The sequence below is a fragment of the Rathayibacter sp. AY1F8 genome (assembly GCF_002932165.1).
In the GTDB taxonomy this organism is placed as follows: Bacteria; Actinomycetota; Actinomycetes; order Actinomycetales; family Microbacteriaceae; genus Rathayibacter.
In genome coordinates this window covers 13,525-25,966 of record NZ_PSVB01000024.1, presented here as the reverse complement: position 1 = coordinate 25,966, position 12,442 = coordinate 13,525, and the positions used below count along the sequence as shown (strand labels likewise).

Here is a 12,442-nt window from a genome sequence, read left to right as displayed (position 1 = left end):
CGAACATCCTGTGCACGGTCGGTGTCAGTCGTGCCGATCCCCGCCGATGTAGCGATCTCCTCGTCGAAGGCCTCATTCGTCGAGCGCCTTCACGAGAGCGTCCTGGGCGTCGCTGTAGAAGATGAATGAGACCTTCGTCGCGACCTCATCGCTAACGTCGAGGAGCTGGCGACGGGCAGACACCGGAAGCAACAGGGACGTAGCGCCCTTCTCCATCGCGTGTTCGGCGAGTTGCGCAGCATTGAGAACTATCTCGACACCACCGCCCAGCGACAGGTTGCCGACAGCAATCAAGCCGCCGCGGACCGACCGCTGAAGCATCGCGGACGCGAGGGCGAGCAAGATGGGAAGGCCGAGGCCGGCACCGGTCTTGGCCGCGTCGAGCGCTCGGACTTGAGCGGTGAGGCTGTGCTCCCGAGGGTCGCGGTCCCCGACGAGATGTCGGGCCTGCGCGATGAGGTTCTGCTCTGCGACCTTGAAACTCTCACGGAGAGAAGCAGGAGCCGCCTGGTTGAGCAACCCGTGTGCGCCCGAGCCGGCCGTATCCGCTGACTCGATTCGGTAGAGGCCCGGGCCGACGTCACCGCTGCCCTCGGAAATCGCCCACACCTGGCCGGGTGGCAATGGGTCGAGGCCGATGGAGTCGGGACTCGCTAGCTCCGGCGTCGAGACGAACTGTTCGACGCCCTCGCCGAGTCGGTAGCCGAACTGAGTGTTACGGAACTCTGCTGCCCCGATACGACGCTGCTGCTCCTTGACACGACGACGGCACTCCAAGGCGATGCGCACTGTCCATTCGAGGTCTTCATCCGAGATCGCGGTCTCAGAATCGGGGTACAGCAGCTTGAGGAGGCCGTCGACCGTCTTGGTGACGGCCGATAGGTCACGGCCGGACAGAGCATCGGAGTAGTTGACTCGGCCTTGAATTGACGCGAGGCGCGACTGGTCGCGAAGACGGGACCAGCATTCGGAGAGGAAATCGCTGACAAGGCCAAAGTGGCGGGTGAAGTGCGTCGGGTTGAGCTTCGGGACGTCCCAGCCGGGCAAGTACGCGTGGATGCGGTCCATGAACGCCGTGTCGTCTCGCATCTCCGGCGGCAACGGCGACAGCAGGTGCCCGATGCGTTGCTGGTGCGCGACGTCGACGTCGAAGTTTCCGACAAGGACGATCGAGCCGTCGGCACGGATGGATTCACGGCCGCGGGAGAACTCCCCCGACTCCATGTAGCCCTTCATGATGTTGACGCCGTCCTTTTGGTCAAAGGAGACGCCGGAGACTTCATCGAAACACACGACGTCGTACTGGGCGACAAGGCCGCGCTGGCCGGTGGCGTTGTTGACGAACATCCGGGCGACAGTGGCCTTACCTCCCGAGATCAGGTGCGCGTAGGGGGAAACCTGCTGGTACAGGTGGGACTTGCCAGTCCCACGCGGCCCGAGCTCGACCATGTTGAAGTTGCGTTGCACAAACGGGACCATGCGTAGCAGGAGGACGTCCTGCTCGCGGTCGCTGAGCTGTGCGGGCTCGAAGCCCACCGACCGGAGCAGAAGATGCTTCCACTGCTGAGTCGTGAACCGTGAGCGGCCTTCAGCCAGCCGTGAGAGCGAGTCGCGGGTCGACAGCTGGATGGGGCGCAGCGACCCGATGGCGAAGGGCTTGCCGTTGTTCTCCTCGGCGATCGCTGCGTCGTAGAACAGGTCGACCTCGGCGTAGAAGCCGCCGGTGAGCATGCGTTCGTTGTCACGGACGACGGCGTCGTCGATGCGGACGTCGCGGAGGCCGAGGCTGGGCAGTTCAGCGAGGTAGGCGTTCGACTTGGCGTCGAGGCGGGCCTTGACGAGGTCGATGAGCTTGACGGTCATACGCTCGCGTGCACGCGACTTGAACAACTCCTCCTCGCCCGCTCGTACAGTGCGGTCGGCGAGGAGGCGTCGCACGACCTGGAGGCCCTCTTCGATCTCCTCGGCATCCGTCGTGGCGCAGTAGCGCCCGATGAGGAACTCACCTACGTAAGTCGGGACGGGGTACGCGCCCTTGAACTGCTGGGCGAGATCCTTGCGGACGACGTACCCCTCGAACGCCGAGGCCGCGGTCTCGTCGATCTCGTCGAGCGTGATTGCCTCGGTCATTCGGCGCCTCCTACTGTCGTTTGTGCTTGGGCTCGAACCCCACCGTCCGAGTCGAAAAGCACAACCCACGCAGCAGTTCCACTGGGGGCTTGTTCCTCGTCGACGAGTACTTTGACCTCGCCCGGCTCCGCAGGCGACTTCGGTCCGCCGACAACACTTGAGGCGTCGGCGGGGCGGAGCCGGATCTCAGCGACGATGTCGGCGTCCGCGGGGCTGTAGTCGAGGCGGCATCGCTGTCCGGTCCACCGGATGGCCTCAACCTGGACGGGCGCAACGACCGTATCGCCACGCGTCACCGTGACAACGGGGATCACACACTCTTGAAGGCTCAAACCACCGTGCTCGTAGAGGCGGCCCGCCTCGAATGCAGCAGCTCCCGGTGCGCTCGCCATGTCGACGGCCGAATCCCAGGTCCATGGCAGGATCGGGAAGTCCGGGCGCGCCGCTTCGGCCTTCAACCTCGCCACACGCGGCTTGCGTGCCGTGTCCCCTTCAGTAATCTGCAACGGCAGAGTGACTTTGTGCGCTGCCTGGCCGGGCAAGAGGAACCCGTGATCGGTGACAATGACAACCTTCCGCCACCCCGCGTCCAGTAGCCCGCGAACACGCTCTGCAACGAGGTCGAGCTGCTGGTCGACGAGGTCCGCGAGTGCATGTCCGTGCGAATGGCCGAGCGAGTCGATCGAGTTCGTCTGCGTCCATGCCTTTCCGCTCGGATTGCCGACCTCGGCGGCGTCCCACTCAAGGAACTGCACACCCGCACTCGCGAGTGCCGAGCGCAGGACGGCGCCCTTGAGGGATCGGCCCTGGTCGTCGGCGGCGTCAAAGGCGGTTCCACCGCCCACGGTGATCGCAATGGGGGCGACGGCCGGTTGCCCGGTCGGGGTCACGCTGGGAAATGCGGCCAACCGAGTCTCTACGGCGGTGTTGAGCGGTGACAGTCGCCGAGCCACGCGTGCAGCAAGGTCGAAACGCAGAGCGTCGACGTAGACGACGGCAGTTCCCGCTCCGATGTCGAGGCCGGTTCGCCCGTGATAATCGGTGACTGCCGCTTTCTGGAAGACCCGCGCCAACTCGTCGACCCAGGGGTCGTAGAGCGCGCCAAGCGCAGTGGTCACTGCGGCCCGGTCTTGTGCGGTTTTCGCCGTTGAGATCGCTCGCAGAGCGAGGTCGTCGATAACGTGCCCTTCATCGCCGTACCAGGCGATCTGAGTCTTGAGGTCTGACGACGACGAGGCGGCCGCTACACGATCGGCCAGTTCGGCGAGGTGTCCAACAGCCCGCGCGAGCGATGCCTGCCCGAGGGCCGCCCAGACGTTGTCCTCCCGCGCCGAGTGCGCGGCGGTGAGTTCGACGATCCGGCCACGTGGGCCTTGGTGGGTTGCGAGCGAGCCGAGTGCGTGACGCAACGTCTCTTCCTGGTCGCGATTCCATGAGGGCCATGAGTCAGGGTGAGGGTCGGTGTCTCCAAATAGCGGCACCACAGAGGGGCGTGCTTGGTCGAGCAATCCGGGGATGTTCGGATAGCGCCCGGGGTTCTCCGCATACCGCAGCCAGACAGCACGCCATTCGCCCGCCCGGCCTCCGAGCTGCCTGGCCGCGGTGAGCGCGCCGTCCTTCGCAGGGCTGAATCCGAAGACCGACTTGCATGAAGAAATCAGAGCCTGCCACCGCGCGCCTTCGAGCGAGGCCTGCACTGCGTCGGGCTCATTCATCCATTCGAGGAGGATACGCACTGAGTCCTCGAGAACGAAGTGGTGCAGGCGCGACGAGTCGAGTCGGCCCACGCGCTTAAGGTCGTCAATGTCTTCAAGGAAGAACTTGTCCAGCACCTGAGCGAGGGCGGCCCTCGTCGCGGCGTCGGCCGCGATGTCGAGCCCTGCACCCTGCTTTGACGCGAGGAACGAGTGCGGCGTCCACGGTGACTGACCGTGGGCCGTGGGCCACCAGTTGGAGCGGATCGCGATCTCGGCGAGCGGCGCGAGGGAGTCGTCGAGAGCCGATGCCTCGGCCACGGAACTTCGGCTGACACCAGGGAGATAGATCACCCACGGGTCGCGCTCATCGCGTCCCGCAAGATGAGACGGCAGTTCCGCTGACTCGGGCGAGGCAAGAACGGCTCGAAGCCAGAGCGCCGGGCCCTGCCCAGTTGCGGGGTCGTACTCGCCGAGAACGAGGATGGGCACCGCCTCCTGAAGGCTGCGGATCACCGGCTCCCATGTGCGCTCGGGGTCGGCCCACAGAACGGCTGCTGGGGCAAAGTTCGCCCCCGCGTTGAAGGCCCCGGCATCACGAAGGGCCTTGGCGACTATGGCACGGACGAGCGTCATTCGGCTGCCTCCGCAGCTTTCCGGGCTGCACGGCGCTCATCGAGTGTCGGGTGCAGGTCGTTGTGGCGCTCAGACCCATCGGGGTTCGTCCCGCGATCCTTCCGCCAATGCACGTTCACCTTTGACCGAAGCAGGTCGGCGGCCACGAACGGCCGGATATTGAAACGCACGCCATCGTAAAGGTCCGGCTCCCAGTGGATTGCTTGCTCGGCCATGGACTTCCACCGCACGTAGATGTCGTAGGGAGGCGCGCCTTCGAGGATGAGCTTGAGCCTGCGCTGGAGATCCTCAGCGGCGGCCAGGCGCGCATCGGCACCGGCCCGTTCTGCGCGAGCCTCATGCTTCTGTCTGTCGATCCACGAACCGAGGGACGTGAAGGTCAACTTTTCCAGCGTCTTTCGGTCTAGCTTGTGGTAATTGACAATCGCCGAGAACCCATCCTTCCGGCCATCCCAGATGTGCCACAGGAAGGGCCGGTTATCGAAGAACTTCACATGCTGAACGAAGAACTGGTCAAGAAGCCAGTCTTCGAGCCTGCCGTTCTTGCCGCCAGCGTCAGCCACAAGTTTTCGTTCAAGTCCACTCGACCAATCGGTGCCGTACGTCACGGCAAGCAACTCGCGAAGCCGCGTCACGAGATCTGGCTCCCCCGGCAACGCAATCAGCGCTGCGATGCCGTCGCTGTCCGTGAGTATGTCTAACTCATCCGGAGCTTGATCCGGCCAGCGATAGCCGAGCAGCCGCCCGACGGCAACTTGGAGAGGCATTGTCGATGAAACGACGCTTCCGTTGAACAGCCACTGCCGCGGGTCATCAGACTTGGGCGATGGGAAAGGACCGGCAGATTCGGCAGCCCTTTGCCATCGAGCGCGGTCAAAAGCGACTTTGACCAAAGTGGCGTTGGTTACGTTTACCTTGTCATCAATCTCGCGAACATCTCTGGCGAACTCGTCGCTGGAGACATATGCCCAGATCGCACCAATGTCTTTCGGATCCCTTGGAATAATCGCGGCAACGTTCATGTCAAATAGATCGCCATCATAAATCGTCGCGGAAAGGCTCCCCATCTGAGTGACAACAACACCGCGTCGCCGCCAGGCGCCCGAGCCCTGAACTCTGGCCGCATTACTTTCGGCCAGAATCCCCGATCCACTCTCCCAAAACAGGACCTGATTGCGGCCACCAAACTCCTCAGTCGGGCTGACCGACCCCTGAATGCGAGCCCAGTCACCGCCACCGGTTCCCGGCAGTTCCCAAAAGTTGCGAATGAAGCGGGGATTATCCCCGGTAGTGATGCCTTGCGAACTGGTGGCGATTTTCTCTAGTAGGTGGGCGGGGTCAATTTGCGTCAACGTGATCCGCATATCGGGGTTCCTGAGCTGCGTCAACTGCGGAACCGGCGACATACCAGATTTCTTGAGGAATTCCGCCTTCTCGTCCGCGCCAGCGATGTGCTGGACGAGGACTCCTGCGATCGCGTGACCAGCTTTCGCTAGAGGGGTGCTAAGTACGCCGAGAGCAACGTTGACCACCTCTCCTGAAATCTGCCGAAACGCGCCTGAGCCGAGGCGAGCGACTATATCGAACCGATGCTTTTGCAGGAGCGACTGTCGGAATTTGCGGTACGTGGTTAGGAGAAGCCAGTTCTGAGGAGAGACGACCGCAACCGTCCCTCTTTCTCCTGCAAGTGCGGCGCAACGCTCGATGAACGCCGTTGCAATGTCGCCCTTGGCCAACGGGTGATTATGGTCGACGAAGGATTGGAGCTTCGTATCCATAGAAGCTCGCTTCAGGTAAGGCGGGTTCGTGGCCACGAGCGTGTACAGCCCCCCGAGCAGCGCCGCCGCGCTGATGATGTCCTGGGCGGCGTGGCCGAGGACTGTCTCAGAGCGGCGTTCGACCGAGAGAGCTTTCAATAAGGCGGCGCGCACCCGAATCCACTGAACGCCAACTGTCATATCTCGACCGAAAAGCGCATCGTCGTCACTTGAGGGCCTCGGGTCGATCAACGAACCGAGTGTGTCAGCGTCACGAAACCGGCTGTGGAGGCGGCCGAGAAGCACGCGAAGCTCGGCGTCCTCTCCGGCTAGGGCTTCCCAATCCTCTCTCTTACCGCGCACCGGAACGCCGGAACAAGCAACCTGCGGTGCCGGCAGTTCGCGGAACCCCCCTTGCTTCCACGCTTCGAGCGCGACGTTGAAGGTTGCGATCTGCGTGCAGCGCGGGTCGAGTTCCAGACCATGAAGGTTGTCCCGAAGCACCGCGTCTTGTGCCTCAGCAGGTGTGAGTCCCTCTTCCTCGGCGCGCATACGCCAGAGCATCCCGAACATAGCGATCAGGAAATGACCGGAGCCGCAACAGGGGTCCATCACCGCAACGTCGGCAGCGTGCTCAGGCCAGTCGCTGAACGAGCCCGCGGCAGGTGTGCCGTCGTCGTTGAGGCGGAGGTACTCCCACGAGCTGACGAGCGGCGACTCGGGATGACGAGCGACCCACCAAGCGCCGAGCGAGTTCTCCAGCAGGAAGCGGACCATGTAATTCTCGGTGAACAATTGCGTGACGGGAGACAGATCGGCGCCACCGATCTTGACCCCGGAGTCGTTCACCCGCTTCTTCTCTGCCGTCTGCCAGAACTGGTACACCCAGCCGAGCGCGTCTTCAGTCGTGAACACCTCAGCGGGGATCTCCAGCAGCAAACGCTCCAGCGCGTTCCGATGCTCAGCCGCGAACCGCACCTGTACCGCAGGGTCGGTCAGGCGAAAGACACCGGGCAGTATCTCTGAGGCGAAGCGAGCGGCAACGGCCCACGCGTCGGGTTCGCCGAGATCGGGCGCAAAATCGCCGCAGTCCTCCAGCGACAACGGGATGTCGCGGTACTCGGGGTGCCGCAGGAGTTGGTTGACCTCCAGGAAGCGCGCAAACAGCAAGCGGTGCCATTGCTCATAGGCGACGTCATGAACGAGGTTTGTGAGGGGTGCGCTCGCTCGCGACGTGTCGTCGCCGAGTTGCCGACCCTTGTCCCGAAGCGCCAGGCGAAGCCCGTTCTGCTCCTCGCTCAGGTAGTCAGGCCGGCTCGGCTCACCGACCGCGAGTGCGCGCAGGGCGCCCTCGGCTGCGCGCTGTGCCGCCTCGCGGGCGCGTTGCGTCTGGGTATCGAGGAAGCGCCGTTGGTCGGAATTCAGGACGGTAATCGTGGCTTCGGTCATGATCAGCCCTTGACCACGACAGTGTCATTGCTGCTCAGGGCTTCGAGAAGCTGCGACCGCAGTTCGTCGATGTACCGCTCGACTTCGTCCGAGCTGCTCAGGCTCGCCGTGGAGACGGTAACCGTGACGGTCTTCGCCGCAGGGGTCGTGAGCCGCATGGCCGCTTCCAGAGCGCGAGAGGCACGCTGCGGGATCGCGTCCAATTCGGCGGTCCACCCTTGGAGAGGTCGCGCCTGCGCCACCGCCAGTACGGCCGATGCATCGGCCAGATTGGGCTCCGGCTCTGCAGCGAGGTGGTGATCCGCGAGGAGCGATGCGCGTTGCGCCTGGTCAAGCGGCTTCCATGCCTGCTGCGCTTCGAGGCTTTCGACGGCCTGCGTGCGGGCGTCCCTCAGCGCGCCCGCAGCTGAGTGGATCGCGTCGCGAAGCGCGTCGGCCAGGTCCTTGACGATCGGGGCGACAGGGTCGGTGTCGGCGAGCAGATCACGGCTTGTCACCAGTGCAACGAGGCGGTTGCGTACAGGCGACGCGGTCTCTAACCCGGCAGAGGATGTGGCGAGCGAGCGCGCGAGCGCCAAGGCTGTAGTTCGGCTCTTGCTGCGGCGCTCAAGCTCCCCGAGCCTGTCTTTGAAGCTCGTGAGTTCGTCTTTCGCGCCTAGCAAGGCGTGCACTCGGTCGTTGCCTGAACTGCTGAGGATGACCTGGATCTTGTTCGGGACGCTGATGTCCGGGAGCGGTGCCGGTCCGCTCACGTCCTTCGCGCGCTGAACGAGCGACTCCACGGCCTGCTCGACCGCTAAGACGAGTCCATCGTTATCGGTCGGAAATCCAAGGGCGCTTAGCACCTGGCGGCCCTGAATCTTCTCGGCAGGCTTGAGAACTGTCACTTCACGACGGAGCTGCACATTGCCAAGGCGGGTCTGCTTGAGTACGTCGATAGTCGTTGCTTCGCTGCCGTTGAGCGTCGCTCGAATCACCCCGGTGTCGAGGAGCACACCGAGGGCAGCCATGAGCGCATCTTTCGGCCAGCCGAGCGGTTTCGAGGTGACGGCCTTTTCGACGTCGTTTGCGGAGGTGCCAGCCGAGCCGATGTGGCTGAGCACCTCTTTGATGACGCGATGCTGCTCAGGGTCGGCGTCGTGATGGACGGCCTTAAGGGCATCAGCCGCTGACCCGCTCTTGACCCTGGCGATCACCTGCGGCCAACGATTGTCGTCTGCCTCGGCGAACCGGGGAAAGAGCCGCGTCGCGGCGTCCTGCGCGCCCGCTTCGATCCGTTCGCGCAGGCTGACTCCGCCGGGTGCGGTTCCGCCCCCGAGGAGAACGTTTGCCTTAGAGGTGACGTCGCGGACATGGGAGTTCACCTGGTCCGTCGCGCGGTTAAGGCGGGTCTGCATCGCACTTCTGGCTTGCTTGCCCTCATCATCCTGCGGAATGCCCTGCTGGTCGATCACTCGCTGTGCAGCGAGCTTCTTGCGGACCGCAGCTGCGAACGCGGGGGCCTGGCGTCGGGGAGCGTGGACGAGGACGATCGGCGAGTCGACGCCAAGGCTGCGGGCGGCCTCCTCAAACTGCTTCGCCGTGATCCCTTCGTCCCACTCTGAGCGGAGCCATACCGGGATCGCCTCGGAGTCGGGTGGGTGCGACGCATCGGCGTGCAGGACAAGCTTGCGCGATACTTTGGCGCGCCCCTGCTGGATCGACGCGGGCAGCGACCGGCCGACTTCCGAGAGCAGCAGCGAATCACGCTCGGCGCTCACTTCGCTGTCGGTGACCTGGGCGTGGTGCTTGCGGAATGCCTCGTCCCAATCGCGGCCCGCCTTCGTCTGAAGACGGAACTCCTCGCCGTCCTGCTGGATGATGCCCTCCTCTGCGAGCGCTTCGAGCACGGCGGGTACTTCTTGTCGAAGCCTGTCGCCATCGTGGGCGAGATCTTCGACGAGCAGGTCGACGAGATGGTCTGCCGAGGCGCGCACGCCGATATCCCCATGCCCCGAAGTCGGGAGCAGACCGATGAGATGGATCAGGCCGAGGACGCGCCCACGCAGAGCGTTCTTCTGCCACTGCTCGTGGATCAGCGTCTGCGTCTCCTTGAGGAGCAGCCCCGCGCCATTCAAGTCTTCATGCTTCTGGGAGTAAAGGAAGTCCGCACCGACCACTGTGCCCGGTGACTCCGGCGCAACCTTACGGTTCGCCTCGTGCACGATCCGGAGCTGGGAGCGAAGCTGTCCGGCGCGGCCGGCGTCGGCCTGGCGAAGCACGCTCTCCCAAAATCGACGCCGTACAGGAAGTAGGGGGTAGTCCTCGGCGAGGTCCTTGTCGTCCTCCGCGGTGTGCTGGATCTTGCTTCCGATGAGTTGCCGTGAAATCTGCCCAGCGACCGACGCCAGCGTGCTGTCGAGGTCCGGCTTCTTTGCGGGCTCTTTGCTCAGCAGTACGCGACGGACGACGGCATCGACGTCCTGATTCTTAAGCACGACCTTCACGGTGAAGCGGTCCTGGATTTTCTGGAGTGTTGAGTCCGCCGTCAACTCCTGCTGGCCCGTGGCGACGAGCAACACGCGACCGGTGAGTTCACGGGACACGGACTCGACGAGGTTCTGCACCTCCATCGCGTGGCCGCCGTCGCCGCTGATGTACTGCTGTACCTCGTCGAGGATGATCAGCGACGGCGGGATCTGACCGTTGCCGACGTATTCAAGGATTTTCTTGAGTAGCGCTACGGTCTCGTCAGTGGAGAATGACCGTATGTCCGGCGGGAACTGGCTGCGAAGCGCGGCACGCACATCCTTAGCTGATGCGGCGAACTCTGGGTCGGAGGTGAGGATGGCGTTTGCGAGCAGCGTGCTGAGGTTGTACTCGCCGAGTTCCTCGATGAAATTGCCGCCGTTGGTCGTGATGTGGTCGCGGACGGCGTTGAGGTGCCCGTTGCTCGCAAGCCAGAGAGCCACTTGGGCGGGCGCGACGCGCGTGGGCAGCCCGGCGGCTCCGAGGACGATGGAGAGGAATACTGAATTGAGGGTGTCGCCGCTCCTGTCGAGCGCGCCGGCGGCGGCCCACGGTGCGGCGCCATCCCGGCGGCCGAGAGTCGTCAGCTCCGTCAACTGATCCTGGATGCCCTGCGGGATGTTGGTCAGCCCCCGCGCAGTCGCACCATTCGGAAAGTTTGTGTCGGCCCACAGGTGTTGAAGCACGCGGACGAGGTGGGACTTACCGCTGCCATAGAAGCCCGAGACCCATACTGCGGGCTGCGTCGTTCGGTTTCGGTGGCCGACGTACGAGTCGAGGATGCGCTGGAGGCCGTGCTCGTACTCGCCCTCGCAGACGAAGCTTTCTAGCTCGTACTTGAGGACATGCCACTGGTTGGAGTCCTCGGGACGGTCGACATTGGTGACACCGTCGTTTGGAATCTCAAAGCTCAGCGGTGGCCGGACGAAAAGGTTGTTGTTGATCGTCACGCTAGGTCCTTCTGCGGGTCGATGACGCGAGCGCGATAGTTGAACCCATCGCGCGCGTCGAGCAAGCGGAATGAATGAGTCTCAGGGTCGTGAAGGCCCGGGAAGAGAACGAGGAGGCGGCCGGTCACAGCGGAATCGACGGACTTGATCACGCTCGACGCGCGCAAGAACGGGAAGATCGAGCCGATCCCGACCAACGCCACAACGGCGTTCACGGGAGCCTCCATCAGGGTCTGTCGGATGCGCGCGACCAGTATCGTCTCGAACTGGTCGAGGATCGACGGCGTGAGGTCGCTCGGCTCCTCGTAAAAGGCCTCAGCGTGCCGGTGTGCGGATAGCCAGCGCCCGAAGTCGTCGGTCACGTCCAGCACGGTCCAGCCACGACCCGCCTGGGTGGTGGCCAACTCGATGCTGGGCAGCGCGTGGCGCATCTGGCGTTCGAGGTCGGGCGGGTAGACGAGCATCCAGACACGCTCCCCGCCGGAGACATTGTCCCTCCACGTCAGGGACAGCTCGGCCTTGTAGGCGTCGACGAGATCAGAGACACGACTCATGCGACACCGCCGAGGGCGGGGAAGGACACGTCCACGACGTTGCCCGCCACGAGTAGGTCGAGAAGTCCGTGAGTGTGCGCTTCCCTCAAGGCCTGCAACGTCCGGCCCGGCGCGATTCCAAGGATCTGCGACCACGGGTTGTCCAGGACACCGAGTCCACGCCGACCGGCGAGGTGCCCCAGGTAGGCCGCATAGGCGATGGCCGCCGGGTGGACCTCCACCTCGGTGCGCACCTTCTTGGCGCGACCGACGAGATGACCTGTCTGGGTCCAACAGGCACCAGTGTTGCGGCCAGTCTTCCCAAGCGTGGAGTCTGACATTTCGTTGCCGAACTGTGCGGCAACCGCAGCGGTGAGGTCACCCGAGGTCACACTCGACCCCGCGGGCAGGTCCGCAATCGCGGCAAACGAAGCGCGAAGCACCTGGTCGCGTGTGACGGCCAACAAGCCCGCGAGGAGCGGGTGCGACGCCGGGTCGATATCCCAAAAGCGCCGCAATGCCGTGAACTCCGGGCGAGCCGGATCGAGGAAGTACAGCTCGCGCAGGTGCCGGAACGAACGCTGCCGACCAGCCAGCGTCGGACGACCGAGGACGTTACCGTCTACTACTGCTTCACGGTACTGCTCAGCGGCCGCATCTACTGGCACCTCGCGCAGGAGCTCGATCAAGTGAGGAATGCCGATCGTATGGCTGGCGGTCGTCCTCAGTGTGCCGAGGGTGAAATTGCTCCCGGCGATGGAAGAGCTCGTCATCGCTGGGGTTCC

Annotated in this window: 6 protein-coding genes; all 6 read right to left on the bottom strand. The window is 64.1% G+C overall.

All coding sequences use genetic code 11. The annotated features are described in order from the left end of the window. Positions 1 to 72 precede the first annotated feature (72 nt). Genes brxL through C5C35_RS14405 form a run of 6 tightly spaced genes read right to left on the bottom strand, consistent with a single transcriptional unit; the run spans position 73 to position 12,430 of the window. Positions 73 to 2,130: a protease Lon-related BREX system protein BrxL gene (gene brxL, locus C5C35_RS14430; protein WP_219814188.1), complete on the bottom strand. Its 2,058-nt coding sequence runs from the start codon at positions 2,128 to 2,130 to the stop codon at positions 73 to 75. Then, the gene (gene pglZ / locus C5C35_RS14425) at positions 2,127 to 4,460 is read right to left on the bottom strand and encodes a BREX-1 system phosphatase PglZ type B (protein WP_104263411.1); all 2,334 of its coding nucleotides are present in this window, start codon (positions 4,458 to 4,460) and stop codon (positions 2,127 to 2,129) included. Before pglZ ends, brxL begins: the two co-directional genes overlap by 4 nt. After that, positions 4,457 to 7,666, bottom strand: a complete 3,210-nt coding sequence (locus C5C35_RS14420) for an Eco57I restriction-modification methylase domain-containing protein (protein WP_104263410.1) — start codon at positions 7,664 to 7,666, stop codon at positions 4,457 to 4,459. Before C5C35_RS14420 ends, pglZ begins: the two co-directional genes overlap by 4 nt. Before the next feature lie 2 nt (positions 7,667 to 7,668). Further along, on the bottom strand, positions 7,669 to 11,124 hold the full coding sequence (gene brxC / locus C5C35_RS14415; RefSeq protein WP_181134950.1) for a BREX system P-loop protein BrxC: 3,456 nt from the start codon (positions 11,122 to 11,124) through the stop codon (positions 7,669 to 7,671). Next, positions 11,121 to 11,678 carry a BREX protein BrxB domain-containing protein gene (locus C5C35_RS14410; protein WP_104263408.1) on the bottom strand — a complete coding sequence of 186 codons (558 nt, stop codon included), beginning with the start codon at positions 11,676 to 11,678 and terminating at the stop codon, positions 11,121 to 11,123. Before C5C35_RS14410 ends, brxC begins: the two co-directional genes overlap by 4 nt. Continuing rightward, on the bottom strand, positions 11,675 to 12,430 hold the full coding sequence (locus C5C35_RS14405; protein ID WP_104263407.1) for a hypothetical protein: 756 nt from the start codon (positions 12,428 to 12,430) through the stop codon (positions 11,675 to 11,677). The genes C5C35_RS14410 and C5C35_RS14405 overlap by 4 nt, the downstream gene beginning before the upstream one ends. Positions 12,431 to 12,442: the final 12 nt, after the last annotated feature.